This window comes from Pseudomonas gingeri (assembly GCF_013386115.1).
GTDB lineage: Bacteria > Pseudomonadota > Gammaproteobacteria > Pseudomonadales > Pseudomonadaceae > Aquipseudomonas > Aquipseudomonas gingeri.
Genome location: NZ_JACAOR010000001.1, coordinates 111840 through 127173, shown reverse-complemented (window position 1 = coordinate 127173; position 15334 = coordinate 111840). Strand labels below are relative to the sequence as shown.

14 protein-coding genes are annotated in these 15334 nt (G+C 64.8%); 10 read left to right on the top strand and 4 right to left on the bottom strand.

Annotated elements, in window-relative coordinates; translation table 11 throughout:
- Positions 1-194: 194 nt before the first annotated feature.
- Complete coding sequence (locus HX881_RS00585) at positions 195-929, bottom strand: CPBP family intramembrane glutamic endopeptidase (RefSeq protein ID WP_177082154.1); 735 nt, start codon at positions 927-929, stop codon at positions 195-197.
- A gap of 160 nt (positions 930-1089) precedes the next feature.
- Between HX881_RS00585 and HX881_RS00580 the strand changes: the two genes are divergently transcribed.
- Positions 1090-2055 (top strand): bifunctional helix-turn-helix transcriptional regulator/GNAT family N-acetyltransferase, encoded by a 966-nt coding sequence (locus tag HX881_RS00580; RefSeq protein WP_177082153.1) that lies wholly within the window; start codon positions 1090-1092, stop codon positions 2053-2055.
- A 78-nt stretch (positions 2056-2133) separates the two neighbouring features.
- Positions 2134-3312, top strand: a complete 1179-nt coding sequence (locus HX881_RS00575; protein WP_177082152.1) for a GGDEF domain-containing protein — start codon at positions 2134-2136, stop codon at positions 3310-3312.
- A 51-nt stretch (positions 3313-3363) separates the two neighbouring features.
- On the opposite strand, the gene HX881_RS00570 is transcribed toward HX881_RS00575, so the two are convergent.
- Complete coding sequence (locus tag HX881_RS00570) at positions 3364-4251, bottom strand: SDR family oxidoreductase (RefSeq protein WP_017127483.1); 888 nt, start codon at positions 4249-4251, stop codon at positions 3364-3366.
- Between the two features lie 98 nt (positions 4252-4349).
- On the opposite strand from HX881_RS00570, the gene HX881_RS00565 reads away from it, so the two are divergent.
- From HX881_RS00565 to HX881_RS00540, 6 genes are all read left to right on the top strand, one after another.
- A complete protein-coding gene (locus HX881_RS00565; RefSeq protein WP_177082151.1) occupies positions 4350-5186 on the top strand; it encodes a helix-turn-helix transcriptional regulator in 837 nt (278 codons plus the stop codon).
- Positions 5187-5352: 166 nt separating this feature from the next.
- Positions 5353-6729, top strand: a complete 1377-nt coding sequence (locus HX881_RS00560; RefSeq protein WP_017127485.1) for a pyridoxal-phosphate dependent enzyme — start codon at positions 5353-5355, stop codon at positions 6727-6729.
- Complete coding sequence (locus HX881_RS00555) at positions 6726-7904, top strand: cystathionine gamma-synthase (RefSeq protein ID WP_177082150.1); 1179 nt, start codon at positions 6726-6728, stop codon at positions 7902-7904. Before HX881_RS00560 ends, HX881_RS00555 begins: the two co-directional genes overlap by 4 nt.
- A 103-nt stretch (positions 7905-8007) precedes the next feature.
- Positions 8008-8487: a VOC family protein gene (locus tag HX881_RS00550; protein ID WP_017127487.1), complete on the top strand. Its 480-nt coding sequence runs from the start codon at positions 8008-8010 to the stop codon at positions 8485-8487.
- A gap of 150 nt (positions 8488-8637) precedes the next feature.
- Positions 8638-9183 carry a riboflavin biosynthesis intermediates N-glycosidase gene (ybiA, locus tag HX881_RS00545; protein ID WP_177082149.1) on the top strand — a complete coding sequence of 182 codons (546 nt, stop codon included), beginning with the start codon at positions 8638-8640 and terminating at the stop codon, positions 9181-9183.
- A gap of 230 nt (positions 9184-9413) precedes the next feature.
- Positions 9414-10481 carry an alpha/beta fold hydrolase gene (locus HX881_RS00540; protein ID WP_177082148.1) on the top strand — a complete coding sequence of 356 codons (1068 nt, stop codon included), beginning with the start codon at positions 9414-9416 and terminating at the stop codon, positions 10479-10481.
- A 27-nt stretch (positions 10482-10508) separates the two neighbouring features.
- Here the strand turns inward: HX881_RS00540 and mobH are convergent, their stop codons facing one another.
- Both mobH and HX881_RS00530 read right to left on the bottom strand, forming a co-directional pair.
- A complete protein-coding gene (gene mobH, locus HX881_RS00535) occupies positions 10509-11789 on the bottom strand; it encodes a MobH family relaxase (RefSeq protein ID WP_177082147.1) in 1281 nt (426 codons plus the stop codon).
- 135 nt (positions 11790-11924) lie between these two features.
- Positions 11925-13880, bottom strand: a complete 1956-nt coding sequence (locus HX881_RS00530; RefSeq protein WP_177082146.1) for a hybrid sensor histidine kinase/response regulator — start codon at positions 13878-13880, stop codon at positions 11925-11927.
- A 201-nt stretch (positions 13881-14081) separates the two neighbouring features.
- Here HX881_RS00530 and pilL2 point away from each other — a divergent pair, with 201 nt between their 5' ends.
- Both pilL2 and HX881_RS00520 read left to right on the top strand, forming a co-directional pair.
- Positions 14082-14633 (top strand): PFGI-1 class ICE element type IV pilus protein PilL2, encoded by a 552-nt coding sequence (gene pilL2 / locus HX881_RS00525; RefSeq protein ID WP_177082145.1) that lies wholly within the window; start codon positions 14082-14084, stop codon positions 14631-14633.
- The gene (locus tag HX881_RS00520; RefSeq protein WP_177082144.1) at positions 14633-15325 is read left to right on the top strand and encodes a hypothetical protein; all 693 of its coding nucleotides are present in this window, start codon (positions 14633-14635) and stop codon (positions 15323-15325) included. Before pilL2 ends, HX881_RS00520 begins: the two co-directional genes overlap by 1 nt.
- The last annotated feature ends 9 nt before the right edge of the window (positions 15326-15334 follow it).

Sequence of the window (15334 nt, the reverse complement as noted above, 5' to 3'; positions counted from 1 at the left end):
TCCGGCAGTCGCCCGCCAGCCCCGCGAACGCTGGACAGCTTCCCTCTGAAATGGCTGTATTGCACAACCATTTCAGAGAAGGCCGTCAGATGAGCAGCGATCCATCCCTGGTCACAACGATCCGGCCCACCGCTGGATGCGCTACCCGCTCCATGAAGTGGCCGCGCAATATTTCCAATCCGTGACACCGGCGCCTACCCCATCGGCACCGCAATGAGCAGGATCGCGCTGCCGTGGGTCGCCGTCGAGGCCACGACCCCGTAGCGCATGCGCACCAGCGCGCAGGCCAGCCCTTCGAGCAGGGTAAAGAGCAGTACCGGCCAGCCGAGCCGGGTGACGGTCAGGGCGAGGAACGAATGGCAGGCCGAGAACGCCACGGCACTGATCAGCGCCGCTCGCAACGCCGTCACATGCTGTTCGAGATAGCCCTGCAGAAAACCGCGAAACAGCACTTCTTCCAGGGCGTTGGCCCCATAGGCCAGCACCGCCATGCCGATCAGCCAGTGCCAGTAACCCGGGATCGCCACGGCTTCGATCTCCTGGTAGAAGCGCAGCGGCAAGCCGATCAGGCAGCCGGCCGCGATCCCCACAGCCAGGCCTGCGGCTCGATTGCCCTTGAAGACCACCAGCAGTCGCCACAGCTCGGGCGCCAGACGCGCGAGCAGGCCAACCAGCCCCAGCGACAAGGCCCCCAGCACCGCCAGTACCCACGGATTGGCGATAAATCCGATCTGCAAGCCGGCGCTGAGCGACCACAGGCCCAGCGGCGTCATCGCATCGCGCATCAACACGAAGGCCAGCAGCAGGACCACGATACGCAGGCGCGGCAGGCTCCCGGGTATCAGGCCGAACCAGAGGCCACAGAGAACCAGGCCCGGAATCAGGTAGATCCCATAGTCGAGCAGTACGGCAAGACCCTCGTAGAACATTCGGCTATCCCTGGCGTCGGTGTTGGGCGAGAGCCCGCCAGTGTAAACGATTGCCTCGATGCGCGACGCTGCCGCCACTCCCCCCGCCTGCCCCGGTAACGCTGGACAGCTTTTCTCCGAAATGGTTGTATTGCACAACCATTTAAGAGGAGGCCGTCAGATGAGCAGCGATCCATCCCTGGTCGAAGCGATTCGCTCCGCCTCGCGGACCATGGTCCGCGAGTTGGGCTTCATGCGGGCCACCTTGGCCGGCACCGACTATTCGGCATCGGCGGTCCATGCGCTGCTGGAGATCGAGGCTGCCGGCGCGATGACCGCGGCCCGGCTGGTCCAGGTGCTGGGCCTGGAGAAATCCAGTGTCAGTCGGATGATGGGCAAGCTCATCGACGCCGGCGAACTGCGGGAAGCCGTCAGTGACGAAGATGCCCGCGCCAAGCAACTGTTGCTGACCGGGCAAGGCCGGCAGACCGTCGCCCATATCCACCGCCATGGTCGCCAGCAGGTCATGTCGGCACTGGAGCACCTGAACCCGTCAGAGCAGCAAGCCGTCGCCCAGGGCCTGGCGGCCTACGCCCGGGCGCTCGGCGCATTCCGCCTGGACAACGGCGGGGCCGCGCCCCGTCCAATCACCCTCAGCTCGGGCTACAGGCCGGGCCTGCTGGGACGCGTGGCTGAAATGCATGCGGCCTTCTACTCCCGGCACTCCGGCTTCGGGCAGTTCTTCGAAAGCCAGGTCGCCCAGGGCGTTGCCGAGTTTGCCGGGCGCCTGGAGCAGCCCTGCAACGAAGTGTGGGTGGCCCTGCACAACGAACGTATCGTCGGCTCGATCGCCATTGACGGGCAGGACCTCGGCAACAACGAAGCCCACCTGCGCTGGTTTATCCTGGACGACGGCTGCCGGGGCAGCGGGATCGGCCGACAGTTGCTCGGTGAAGCCCTGGCCTTCTGCGACCGCTTCGGTTTCGCCGCCACCCGCCTCTGGACGTTCAAGGGCCTCGATGCGGCACGACGGCTCTACGAAGCCCATGGCTTCCAACTGACCCAGGAAGAACCGGGCAGCCAGTGGGGAAGCACGGTCACCGAACAGCAGTTCACCCGCTACCCGATCCCGGTAGCATCCCGATAGCGCCCGGCCCTGCGAAAATTCCGCTCCAGGGCTTACAATCGAGGGACTTCACCGCACACCAGACAGGCTAGTCCGTATATGGCGCTCGACCCTCCCACGTTGTTGACCCTCTCGATCGCCCTGGCCGCCGCCGCCGCGCTGTACCTGGCCATCGAATGGCGCAGCATTCGTGAACCCTCGCTGTTGTTCTGGAGTGCCGGGTTTGCAACGATCACCGTGGGATCGACCCTCGCCCTGCTGCGCGGCAGCGGCCTCCTGCTGATCGGCATCTGGTTCGCCAACGGCCTGCTGGTGATCGCCCACGGGCTCTTCCTGATGGGGGTCGCACGTTTTACGCAGGCACGCCTGTCCCGTGCCTGGTACCTGGTCTTCGCTGTCTGGCTGGCCCTGCTGTTGTTGCCGGAAGAGCCGTCCTGGTCGAAAGTCATGTTGCTGGTCAACTCGCTGCTGGTCGCGCTGTTGACGCTCAGGGCCAGCTTCCTGCTGCGCCCCCATGGCCGATCCCTGAGCGTGGGGGCGGTCCAACTGCGTTATGTCCTGCTGGTTCATGGGCTGTTCTATCTCGCCAAGGCGATCTCGGCGGTCATTCCGGGCACCCTGATCGATCTGGCCGCCTTCCGGGGCGAGATCATCCAGATTTCGCTGGTCGAGGGGGCGATGGCGATCATGCTGATTGCGCTGTCGATGACCGGCACCGAGCGTTACCGGCGGGAGAAGCGCATCGCGCGACTGGCGGCCCGTGACCCGTTGACCGCGCTGTACAACCGCCGCGCCCTCGAAGTGCGCGCACCGCGCCTGCTGGATGAGGTCTCCGGGGCTCGGCCGGGCGCCTTGCTGCTGATCGATATCGACAACTTCAAGCTGGTCAACGACCTGTATGGCCATACCGCGGGCGACCGACTGCTGGTCACGCTGAGCGAGATGATTCTTTCGGCGTTGCCCGACGGTGCGCTGGCGGCGCGCCTGGGCGGTGACGAATTCGTCATCCTGCTGGGCAACGCCTCGAATGAACGCATCGTCGAACTGGGCAGCAGGCTGCGGGAGCAGTTCCACCAGACAGCCTCACAGACCTTCGCCACGCCCGCGGCGGTCACCCTGAGCATCGGCGCCAACCTGTTCGACCAGGCGCCCGCCAGCCTGACGGCCCTGATCGAGCAAAGCGACGCCGCGCTCTATGAATCCAAGCGTGGCGGCCGTGACCGCATTCGCCTGGTCGACCAGACGCTGGCGAGCAGCGGATTGCTGCGCACGCTCTGACTCGCTGCCTGCGGGAAGGGCTGCGCCGGCTCTGCGTCCTGCGAATGCGCGTCAGGCAAAACGCGCCTGGTCAAGGTCCGCGATCAGCCCGGGGCCCGTCGGGTGCCAGTCCAGGCGGCTTTGTGTCAGGACGCTGGACGCTGGCATATCCAGGCCGACGAACATCTCCAGCCAGCCAAAATGCGTCACCGCCTCCAGGGCCGTGATCGACACCACCGGCACCTTCAGACCCCGGCCAATCGACTCGGCTATTTCGCGGCTGCTGACCCCTTCTTCGCCGACAGCGTGATAACGCGCGCCCGGCTCGCCTTTCTCCAGGGCCAGTCGGTACAGACGCGCCACATCCAGGAGATGACAGGCCGCCCAGCGGTTGCGCCCCGCTTCCACGTAGGCCGAGACGCCCTTTTCGCGAGCGACGGCAACAAGGGGGGTGATCAACCCCTGCCGGAATGGATTGTGGACCTGCGGCAAGCGCACCACCGAGATATTGAGACCGGCGTCCAACAGCACATTTACAGTCAGTTCGGACCCGGTGCGCGGATTGGCGTGGCGGGTATTGCAAACGTCCTCGGTCGCCAGTTGACCGGGCGCAGCACTGCCCAGCGATGCCACGGAGGTGATGATCAGGGGACGGTCGGAGCCGGACAGGGCCGAGCCCAGGGCCTCGATCGCTCGCCGGTCCTTGGCGCAATTGGCGGCAAACCTCGAAAAATCGTGATCGAACGCCGCATGTATCACGCCATCGGCTTCAGCGGCACCGGCACGCAGGCTCTCGGGGTCCTCCAGATCACCACGGTGCACCTGGGCCCCCGCCTCGATAAGCGCTTGTGCTCCGACTTCCGAACGGGCCATGCCCGTGACCTCGTGCCCGGCCCGGATCAACTCGGGGACAAGGGCCGAACCGATAAAGCCGGTCGCACCGGTGAGAAATATTCGCATGACAGCTCTCCTGGGTGGTTTCCCATTCACTATCGGAGCATTCTTTATCCCGTTAAAGTAGTGACATTATCCTATTAAAATGATTAACAGGTTCCCCTATGCCCGTCAGTGCAAGCAGTTCTCTCGGCGAGTTCCTGAGAAACCGGCGAACCCGCCTCGATCCGGCAAGCCTGGGGTACTCCGGACGCAGGCGCACTCCCGGACTGCGCAGGGAAGAAGTTGCCCAGCGCGCCAACATCAGCCCGACCTGGTACACCTGGCTGGAGCAAGGCCGTGGTGGCGCGCCATCCGCCGCGGTGCTGAACCGGATATCCGGGGCCCTGATGCTGACGGATTCGGAACGCGAGCACCTGTTCATGCTGGCGCTGGGACGACTGCCCGAAGTTCGCTATACGCCCGTCGAGGGTATCAATCCCAGGCTTCAGCGCCTGCTCGATGCATTTCCCGTCAGCCCGGCGATCATAAAGAGCGCCACCTGGGATGTGATCGCCTGGAACCGTGCCGCCGCCGTCGTGCTGACCGACTACGGCACGCTACCCGTCGGCCAGCGCAATATCCTGCGGTTCCTGTTTTGCAATCCGGCAGTGCGCGCCAAACAGCATGACTGGGCGAGCGTCGCCCGTTTCGTAGTGGGTGCGTTCAGGGCGGATGTGGCGCGAGCCGGGCTGGCCTCCGAGGCCGGTGAACTGGTGGACGAGCTTTGCAGTATCAGTGCGGAGTTCGCCGACCTGTGGCATCACCACGAGGTGCATGGTCACGGCGACGCAGAAACCGTCAAGCGCCTGCTGCACCCTGAGTTGGGACCGATCGAGCTGGAGTACTCGGCGTTTTCCATCGATGGCCGGCCGGACCTGGGAATGATCGTCTACACCCCAGTCGATCGCACGACGGCCGAAAAGATCATGGGGCTGGTCGACCGGGCCCTGGCAAACTGAAACAGCATCGTCACGACCGTGACCTTGAGTGTCGCAGGCACTGATTGCCCGCATCCGGTTGCGGCCGGGGCGATACCGACCTATGTTCCAAGCGACAGGTTTTCTGCAACCTGCTCCCCTCATCCGCTGTCCATCCACTACGAACTTCCCGTAATGAGGTGACCCCATGCCGAACAACTCCCGCCCCGCCGTCCTCGAACTGATCGGCAATACGCCGCTGGTACGCGTCAGCCGTTTCGATACCGGTCCGTGCACGTTGTTCCTCAAGCTCGAATCCCAGAATCCCGGCGGCTCGATCAAGGATCGTATCGGCCTGGCGATGATCGACGCCGCCGAACGCGATGGCCGCCTGCGCCCCGGCGCGACCATTGTCGAAGCCACCGCCGGCAACACCGGCCTGGGCCTGGCGCTGGTCGGCCGGGCCAAGGGCTACCGGGTGGTGCTGGTGGTCCCGGACAAGATGTCCACCGAGAAAGTCCTGCACCTCAAGGCCATGGGCGCCGAGGTGCATATCACCCGCTCCGATGTCGGCAAGGGCCATCCCGAGTACTACCAGGATGTCGCCGCCCGCCTGGCCAGGGAGATTCCCGATGCGTTCTTCGCCGACCAGTTCAACAACCCGGCCAACCCCCTGGCCCACGAAACCAGTACAGGCCCCGAAATCTGGGCACAGACCCAGCACGATGTCGACGCCATCGTCGTCGGGGTCGGCTCGGCCGGCACCCTGACCGGGTTGACCCGCTTCTTCAAGCGCGTACAGCCCGACCTGGCCATGGTCCTGGCCGATCCGCTCGGCTCGGTGATGGCCGAATACAGCCGCAGCGGCGTCATCGGTAGCGCGGGTTCCTGGGCCGTGGAAGGCATCGGCGAGGACTTCATTCCATCGATCGCCGACCTGTCCAGCGTGCGCCAGGCCTACTCGATCAGCGATGAAGAAAGCTTCGACCATGCCCGCCAGTTGCTGCGCGCCGAAGGCATCCTCGGCGGCTCGTCCACCGGCACCCTGCTGGCCGCGGCACTGCGCTACTGTCGCGAGCAGACCGAGCCCAAGCGCGTCGTGACCTTTGTCTGCGACACCGGCACCCGTTATCTGTCCAAGGTCTACAACGACCAGTGGATGAACGATCAGGGACTGCTGCAGTACAAACGCTACGGCGACCTGCGCGACCTGATCGCCCGACGCTTCGAGGACGGCCGGGTGATCAGCGTGGGACCGGACGATACCCTGCTCACCGCCTTCCAGCGCATGCGCCTGGCGGATGTCTCGCAATTGCCGGTACTGGTGGACGGCCAACAACTGGTGGGCGTGATCGACGAATCGGATATCCTGCTGGGCATGCATGACGATGCGACACACTTTCGTTTGAGCGTGTCCAGCGTCATGACCAACAAACTGCAAACCCTGGCCCCCGCCGCCAGCCTCGCCGAACTGCAGGCCGAGCTGGCCCGCGGGCTGGTGGCGATCATTGCCGACGCGTCGGGCTTCCATGGCCTGATCACCCGCGTCGACCTGCTCAATCACTTACGGAGATCCCTTGCATGAGTCAGCACGACAAGTCCGCCGCACCCCGCGCCTTCGCTACCCGGGTCATCCACGCCGGGCAGTCGCCGGACCCGACCACCGGGGCGCTGATGCCGCCGATCTATGCCAACTCCACCTATCTGCAAGACAGCCCTGGCGTGCACAAGGGCTTCGACTACGGGCGCTCCCACAACCCGACGCGCTTCGCCCTGGAGCGCTGCGTGGCCGACCTCGAAGGCGGCAGCCAGGCCTTCGCCTTCGCCTCCGGCCTCGCAGCGATTTCCACGGTGCTCGAACTGCTCGACGCGGGTGCCCATGTGGTCTCCGGCAACGACCTCTACGGCGGCACCTTCCGCCTGTTCGACAAGGTGCGCCAGCGTAGCGCCGGGCATCGTTTCAACTTCGTCGACCTGACCGACCTGGCTGCCTTCGAGGCGGCGCTGCGGGACGATACGCGGATGGTCTGGGTCGAAACGCCGAGCAACCCCCTGCTGAGCCTCACCGACCTGGCCGCCATCGCCCGCCTCTGTCGCGACCGCGGCATCATCTGTGTCGCCGACAATACCTTTGCCAGCCCCTGGATCCAGCGCCCGCTGGAGTTGGGTTTCGATATCGTGGTGCATTCGACGACCAAGTACCTGAACGGCCACTCGGACGTGATCGGCGGCATCGCGGTGGTCGGGCACAATGCCGAACTCGCCGAGCGCCTGGGGTTCCTGCAGAACTCGGTGGGCGCCATTGCCGGGCCATTCGATGCTTTCCTTACCCTGCGCGGCGTGAAGACCCTGTCGTTGCGCATGGAGCGCCATTGCAGCAACGCCCTGGAGCTGGCGACCTGGCTGGAGCGCCAGCCACAGGTGGCGCGGGTCTATTACCCCGGCCTGGCGTCGCACCCGCAGCATGAACTGGCACGCCGGCAGATGCGTGGCTTCGGCGGGATGATTTCCGTCGACCTGAAGAGCGACCTGGCCGGCGCCCGGCGCTTCCTCGAAAGCGTGCAGATCTTCGCCCTGGCCGAGAGCCTGGGCGGCGTGGAAAGCCTGATCGAACATCCGGCGATCATGACCCACGCGACCATTCCGGCGCAGACCCGCGCGCAACTCGGTATCGGCGATGCGCTGGTGCGCCTGTCGGTGGGTGTCGAGGATGTCGAGGACCTGCGGGCCGACCTGGCACAGGCGCTGGCCCGGATCTGAGCCCCGCCAGGCCGCCCTGCCGGCAGGGCGGCCGTCGCAAAAACGGGACGGCCAAGTGTCGTCGGCTAGACTCCACGTGTCCCCCCTCTCGTGGAGAACCCGGATGATCAGCAAAAACACGATTTGTCTCTGGTACGACGGCACTGCCCTGGAGGCCGCGACGTTCTACGCCGGGACCTTCCCGGACAGCGCCGTGAAAGCCGTCCACCGAGCCCCCGGCGACTACCCCGCCGGCAAACAGGGCGATGTCCTGACCGTCGAGTTCACGGTGCTGGGTATCCCGTGCCTCGGCCTGAACGGCGGGCCGGCGTTCAAGCACAGCGAAGCGTTCTCGTTCCAGGTGGCCACCGACGACCAGGCCGAAACGGACCGCTTGTGGAACGCCATTGTCGGCAACGGTGGCCAGGAAAGCGCCTGTGGCTGGTGCAAGGACAAGTGGGGGCTGTCATGGCAGATCACCCCTCGCGTGCTGACGGCGGCGGTCACCCACCCCGACCCGGCGACCGCCAAGCGTGCCTTCGACGCCATGATGGGCATGGGCAAGATCGATATCGCGAAGATCGAAGCGGCGCTCAAGGGATGACCGTCGTGGCCTGGGGCCGGGTGCCAGGGCAATAACGGCAGCATCCGGACGCCGGGTTCTCACCTGCATATGACAACAACCCGATCCGTACCCATACTATGCCGGGACCAGGTCCCCTTACCTCAAAAGCCCGCCGCCAAGGAAGCTCAATTGCACGACTCAAGCTATCTGGAAACTCTGCGCGCCCGCTTCAATTGCGCAGAGAAACTCGACTATGTCTTTTTCTGGGGACACCAACGAAGCAAGAGTGGCATCACCGCTTCCTGCTTCAGCCAGTGGTATCCGGCCGAGTTCATCGTCGACGGGCAACGCTACCTGACGGCCGAACATTTCATGATGGCCGAAAAGGCGACCCTGTTCGGCGATGAGGAGATCCGTGCCCAGGTCCTCCTGGCGCCCACCCCCAATGCCGCCAAGGCGCTGGGCCGCAACGTTCGCGGCTTCAACGAGGAAGTCTGGCTGCAACAGCGCTATGCAATCGTCGTCCGCGCCAACCAGGCCAAGTTCACCCAGAACCCGGAGCTGGGGGCGTTTCTCGAGCAGACCGGCTCCGCGATCATTGTCGAGGCCAGTCCGGTCGATCGCATCTGGGGGATCGGGCTCGCCCAGGACGACGAAAACGTGAACAACCCCAATCTGTGGCAAGGCCTGAATCTGCTGGGGTTCGCGTTGATGCAGGTGCGCGACGCACGCTGACGGTGTCCATGGGCAGTCGGAGACGACAAAGCCCGGCCATACCCCGAGCATCGGCACCAGACGAATCACCGGCTCTGTATCACAGTGTGTCTGAACCACCTTGCGATACCGGGGCTTTCATCCGGCCCCGGATTGGACACAGGCCAGATACTTCACGGCGTTCAAATGCAGGCAAGGTTTGAAGGGGTCGATCCGAACCCCTGGCCGAGACTTGCAACGGAGACGTCACCATGAAGATGGCACTGCACAACCACCCGACCGATAAATCCCGCCGCCGTCTGGCCGGTTCGTCGATCCTTGCCCTCGCCCTGCTCGGCACGTTCGGCGTGGCCCACGCACAAACGAGCGACGCCGTCCAGCCAACCGCCCCCCGTGCTGGCACCACCTATGCCGCCCCCTCTCCATTCGGCCCGCTGAAACACGTCAACGCCGGGCTGCTGGACGTGGCCTACGCCGAGACGGGTCCGGCCAACGGCCCGGTGGTGATCCTCCTGCACGGCTGGCCCTATGACATCCACAGCTATGACGAAGTCGCGCCCCTGCTGGCGGCAAAGGGTTATCGGGTGCTGATGCCGTATGCCCGTGGTTATGGCGATACCCACTTCCTCTCCGACAAGACCCTGCGCAACGGCCAGCCGGCCGCGCTGGCCAGTGACGTCATCGATTTCATGGATGCCTTGAAAATCAAGCAGGCCGTGCTCGGTGGTTATGACTGGGGCGCACGTTCGGCCGACATCGTCTCGGCACTGTGGCCTGAACGGGTCAAGGCGCTGGTCTCGGTCAGCGGCTACCTGATCGGCAACCAGGCGGCCGGCAAGAACCCACTGCCGCCCAAGGCCGAGCTGCAATGGTGGTATCAGTTCTACTTCGCCACCGACCGCGGCCGTGCCGGGTACGAAAAGAACACCCACGATTTCGCCAAGCTGATCTGGCAACTGGCTTCGCCGAAATGGGCGTTCGATGACGCCACCTACGACCGCAGCGCCAAGGCCCTGGACAACCCCGACCACGTCGATATCACGGTCTTCAACTACCGCTGGCGCCTGGGCCTGGTCCAGGGCGAGAGCCGCTACGATGCCCTGGAGCAGAAACTGGCGACGGCACCGTCCATCGGCGTGCCGACCATCACCCTCGAAGGCGATGCCAACGGCGCACCGCACCCGGCCCCCGAGGACTACGCCAAGCGTTTCACCGGCAAATACGAGTTCCGCCTGATCAGCGGCGGCATCGGCCACAACCTGCCGCAGGAAGCGCCGCAGGCGTTTGCCAAGGCCGTGATCGACGCGGATCATCTCTGACCCCCATGTGATCCGCTGCGTGATCCCTCAGCTTGCGGCATCGCAAGACCGGACGGCACACCCGCCGTCCGGTTTCGTTGCAGCTTGCGGGGTTGCCGGGGCACAGGTGGATGGCCGGATCTCTTTGAGCCGCAGACATGGATTGTCCTGCGGCAACTCGCTGAACAGCCATGAGGGATCGATCAGCAGATAGCCGTTGAGACGCCTGGTCCTGCGCGGCTCCTGCATCTCGCAGGCCCAGATATTCAGGCCATCCGCTCGCTTGCGGTGCAGCTCCAGCCTTTCGAAACAACGCTGGATCCACTGCCAGTCCCCTACGCCCTGCTCCTTGGCTATTCGCCCGACGTCGGGATGCTCCCGGGCATAGCGCTGAAAGATCTTCGGTGTCACCAGCAAGGCCGTGCCGGCCACGCCGTGGACCTTGGCGTTGGCCTCGTTGACGGCAATCGCCCCGCTCTGCACGCCTTGGCGGAGCCACGTCATGAAGACCTGCCCCAGGTCCTCGTCGCTCACTCCCTCATCGGTCGATTCCAGGCGAGGCAAACGCTCGGGAGGCGCCGACGGCCTCGGCCCCCCCGGCTCCCGGGCAGGCGTCACGGCCTGCTCCAGGGCGCGCGAGGCCTGGTCGGCCTGGACGAGTATCTCCGAGAGAATGCCCGCCTGTTCGCAATGCCCGCTCAGGGCATGGATCAGCGCGGCCAGGGGTTCGGGGTAGGCGCTCAACCAGTCGAGGATCGTGACGGGCAGCACCTGCGCATACAGCAGCGCCGTCGCCGCACCGTGGAGCATCTGCGAGTGCGCCTTCGAATACCTGAAACGATACTCACGCCGGATGGGACCATTCCAGGGATGCCACACCGCCCCATCCGCCAGATGCACGTCCATGTCGACGACGATCCTGCCGACGTCGTGCAGCAGCGCCACATACGCGATGCTGGCGCTCCAGGCTTCGGCTTGCAGCGCCTGGGTTTGCGGATCGGCCCCCACCGGCAACAGATGCGACTGGCGGATCTTCAGGGCATAGGCCATGGTTTCCAGGCCGTGATCGAGCATCCCACCGAGGTAGGCATGGTGGCGGCTTTGCGAGGCCGGTAATTGCTGGACCAGCTCGGCATAGCGCTCGATGGGGCGCAGGTAGAGATCGGCAAACTGATTGCGCGACAACGAGGTGCGCTGCCAGATGTGCTCCAGCAACTGGCGTCGGCGAGGCGTTGACAACAACTCGGCGGCCGGCTTCGGCACAAGATGGCCAGGCGTGGAGATGGCCCCGGAAGTGGCCGCCTTTTTCGACTTCGATCGCCAGAACATTCGGCGCGTTATCCCTGTTGGAGAACCAACCCGTCTTTTGCCCCTCAGCAGGGCCGGGTTCCAGGGCAAAACAGATCTGCGCCGGCGTGGTTTATCAGCGCAGGGCAAGCGAACGGCACCACGCCAGGGTCTGCCTCAAGCCACCGGGGCCGATAGATCGGCAGTTGGCGGCGTGTCCTTGGGCATGACCTGCGCCAGGGCCTCGCGCAATTGCAACTGGTTATAGGGCTTGAGGATCCGTGGCAGTTGCAGGGCCATGCCCTCCAGGTGCTGGGCATATCCGGTGACCAGGATGATCGGCAGCGCGGGATACAACTGGCGCACCGCCTCGGCCAACTGCGCCCCATCCATCTGCGGCATGGCCACGTCGGTGATCATCAGGTCGATATCCGGGTGTTGCCCGAAGCACTGCAGTGCCTGGACACCGGAAACCGCACAGATCACCCGGTGCCCCAGGTCCTCCAGTAGCAGCATGGTGCTGTTGAGGACCAGACTGTCATCGTCGACCACCAGGACCGTCAGGGACTTGAACACAGGGCCGTGCGGTTTCTCGGGCAGCAATGGCAGCCGCGTGATGCCATCGGTCGCCATCGGCAACCAGAGTTCGGCAGTGGTGCCCTGGCCCTTGCTGCTCTTGAGCACCAGCCGCCCGCCCAGTTGCTCCGCCAGGCCGTGGACCATCGACAGTCCCAGGCCGGTCCCCTTGCCCACCCCCTTGGTGGTGAAGAACGGATCGGCCGCGTAGGCCAGGGTCTGCTCATCCATGCCTTCGCCATCATCGATCACCGACAGGCACACGTAGTCATCGTGGGGCAGCGTACCGGTCCTGCCGCGTACCTCGGCGTTGATCCGGATAGTGCCGCCCGCCGGCATCGCATCGCGGGAATTGCTCACCAGGTTGAGCAATGCCAGCTCCAGCTGGTTGACATCGACATCCACCGCCGGCAGTTGCTCGGGCAGTCGGGCCTGAACCACCACCTGCGGCCCCACCGAACTGCATAACAGTTCGAGGAGATTGGCCACCAGTTGCGGCAGGTGCACGGCCTCGGTCTTGAGTTCCTGGCGCCGGGCGAAGGCCAGCATGCGCTGGGTCAATGAGACGCCACGGGCAGTGCCGAGCAACGCGTTGTCCACCAGCCGCAAGAGTTTCGGATCGCCGTCGACACGCTTGTGCAACAGTTCGAGGTTGCCCTGGATGACGGTCAGCAAGTTGTTGAAATCATGGGCGATACCGCCGCTGAGTTGGCCGATGGCCTGGAGCTTTTGCGACTGGAACAGCGCCTCGCGCGCCAGTTCCAGCTTTTTCTGCGCCTCGACCGACTCACTGATATCGCGGGTGATTTTGGCAAAGCCGATGATCTCGCCGGTATCGGCGCGGATCGGGTCGAGTATCACATGGGCCAGGAACCGCGAACCGTCCTTGCGGACCCGCCAGCCCTGCTTCTCGAACCGCCCTTCGCTCGCGGCGATATCCAGGGCCCGCCGGGGCTCGCCGTTGGCGCGATCCTGCTCGGTGTAGAACAGCGAGAAATTCTGGCCGATGACTTCCTGCGGCGTATACCCCTTGATGCGCTGCGCGCCGAGATTCCAGCTACTGACCCGCCCTTCGCGGTCAAGCATGTAGATGGCGTAGTCGGTAACGCTTTGCACCAGCAGGCGAAATTGCTGCTCGCTCTGTTTCAGGCTTTGCTCGGCGAGCTTGTGGTCGGTCAGGTCGCGGGTGATTTTCGCGAAGCCCAGCAGGCCGCCCCGTGGATCGCGAATCGGATCGATCACCACATGGCACCAGAAGCGTGTGCCGTCCTTGCGGACCCGCCAGCCCTCGCCTTCGAATCGACCCTCACGCAGGGCAGTGTCCAGGGCCCGCGCGGGAAGTCCGTCGCGGCGGTCTTCAGGGGTGTAGAAGCAGGAGAAATGCGCACCGAGGATTTCCGTCTCCTGATACCCCTTGAAGCGCCTGGCCCCACTGTTCCAACTGACGATAATGCCCTGGGGATCGATCATGTAGATCGCATAGTCGATCACCGCATCGACCAGCAGACGGAAACGATTATCATCGAACTCGTTTCGAAACGCAGGTTGATCGGACATGGGGGGCTCCGCCGTTATTTTCCGATACATTACACCGGCCCCGCCGACCTGGCCTAAAAAACCGCATCGGCCTCACAGCCGGACAAGATGCCACCGCGCCGGCCTGCTCCTGAAAATGCCGCCCTCTGCGATCCAGTTTCCTTGCGGCACCCACCGCCCTGATTTGCCACCGTGTCCTTATCACTGCGTGAGGACACCTGGATGTTTTGCTTTTCTACCCGGCCATTGGTCGTCGCTGTAACACTCGCTTTTCCGTTGACCGCCGTGCTGTCGGGCTGCGCATCGCCCGAGATCCCGGATGCCCGGCCCGCGCCGGAGGTGTCCGAGGAGCGGGCGTTGCGCGCCGAGAGTGCGGGCTTGTTGCGTATCGATCGCTATACCCTGGCCGACACCAGGCCACGCAGCGATCAGCTGGATCTGCTGAGCCAGGTCATCGATATCCGCATCCCCGAGGGGGCGAAGCCGACGGTCCAGGAAGCCATGGGCCATGTGCTGCGCCAGTCGGGATATGGGTTGTGCCCGGCGCCCGCGGGGGGCGCCGGCGATATCCGGGTGTTGTATGCCCATCCGCTGCCCGCCGCGCATTACCGGCTGGGACCGGTCACGGTGCGCAATGCCCTGCTGACATTGGCGGGCCCGGCCTGGCGACTGGAGGTGGACGAGTACGCCCGCCGGATCTGCTTTGTACGCCTGACACGCTTGCCGACAAGCGCAATGCCCTTGTCCGCGGCGTTACCGGCGGGAGATCGATAATGGCGCGCCCTTGCCGAAACGCACTTGTTCAAGGCGCGACCCTGGCCCTGCTGGCGGGCATCGCGCTGTATCTGGGCGGCAAGCTCTCGACACTGTCGACAGAGGTGCATTCGCGCCCCTCGACCGGTCATCTGGAAAGCCTGCAGCAGCAGTTGCAAACGGTCGACGCCGAGCTGGAGGCCTTGCGGCAATCGAGCGCTGCGTTCCAGGCCGAGTCCCGACGCGCTGAACAGGTTCTCCTCAAGCGCCTCGGCGCACTGGAGACGGGCAACCGCTCCGTCGATACCCTGGCCTCGGGCCTGGCCGCGCTGGGCGCCCGGATGGAAAACAGCGAAGGCACCCTGCTGACGCTCAAGGCCCGCCTGGAAAGCCGCCCGGTGGCTTCCGCTCCCGCCCTCGCCACGGCCTCAGTGACATCGGCCGGTGGCGAACCCGCAGCCCGCTCGAAGGCCAGGCCACGCGCAAGGAAAACCACCGCCGCCGTACAACCGCCTTTCACCATCGTGGGCCTCGAGTCGCGTGGGGGCGAATCCTTCCTGGCGGTGGCGCCCAGCGGGCAGCCGCAGCTTGCCGCCATCGAGCTGCTGCGACCGGGCATGGCCTTTTCGGGTTGGCGCCTGAATACCCTGGAGTCGGGCAAAGCCCTATGGCGCCGGCCTGATGGCAGTTCCCTGAGCGTCTCGATTCAATGAGGGCCACAG

Excerpts from the sequence above, each read along its gene's own strand:
- HX881_RS00585 (WP_177082154.1), bottom strand. The coding sequence starts at position 929 with ATGTTCTACGAGGGTCTTGCCGTACTGCTCGACTATGGGATCTACCTG.
- HX881_RS00580 (WP_177082153.1), top strand. The coding sequence starts at position 1,090 with ATGAGCAGCGATCCATCCCTGGTCGAAGCGATTCGCTCCGCCTCGCGG.
- HX881_RS00575 (WP_177082152.1), top strand. The coding sequence starts at position 2,134 with ATGGCGCTCGACCCTCCCACGTTGTTGACCCTCTCGATCGCCCTGGCC.
- HX881_RS00570 (WP_017127483.1), bottom strand. The coding sequence starts at position 4,251 with ATGCGAATATTTCTCACCGGTGCGACCGGCTTTATCGGTTCGGCCCTT.
- HX881_RS00565 (WP_177082151.1), top strand. The coding sequence starts at position 4,350 with ATGCCCGTCAGTGCAAGCAGTTCTCTCGGCGAGTTCCTGAGAAACCGG.
- HX881_RS00560 (WP_017127485.1), top strand. The coding sequence starts at position 5,353 with ATGCCGAACAACTCCCGCCCCGCCGTCCTCGAACTGATCGGCAATACG.
- HX881_RS00555 (WP_177082150.1), top strand. The coding sequence starts at position 6,726 with ATGAGTCAGCACGACAAGTCCGCCGCACCCCGCGCCTTCGCTACCCGG.
- HX881_RS00550 (WP_017127487.1), top strand. The coding sequence starts at position 8,008 with ATGATCAGCAAAAACACGATTTGTCTCTGGTACGACGGCACTGCCCTG.
- HX881_RS00540 (WP_177082148.1), top strand. The coding sequence starts at position 9,414 with ATGAAGATGGCACTGCACAACCACCCGACCGATAAATCCCGCCGCCGT.
- mobH (WP_177082147.1), bottom strand. The coding sequence starts at position 11,789 with ATGTTCTGGCGATCGAAGTCGAAAAAGGCGGCCACTTCCGGGGCCATC.
- HX881_RS00530 (WP_177082146.1), bottom strand. The coding sequence starts at position 13,880 with ATGTCCGATCAACCTGCGTTTCGAAACGAGTTCGATGATAATCGTTTC.
- pilL2 (WP_177082145.1), top strand. The coding sequence starts at position 14,082 with ATGTTTTGCTTTTCTACCCGGCCATTGGTCGTCGCTGTAACACTCGCT.
- HX881_RS00520 (WP_177082144.1), top strand. The coding sequence starts at position 14,633 with ATGGCGCGCCCTTGCCGAAACGCACTTGTTCAAGGCGCGACCCTGGCC.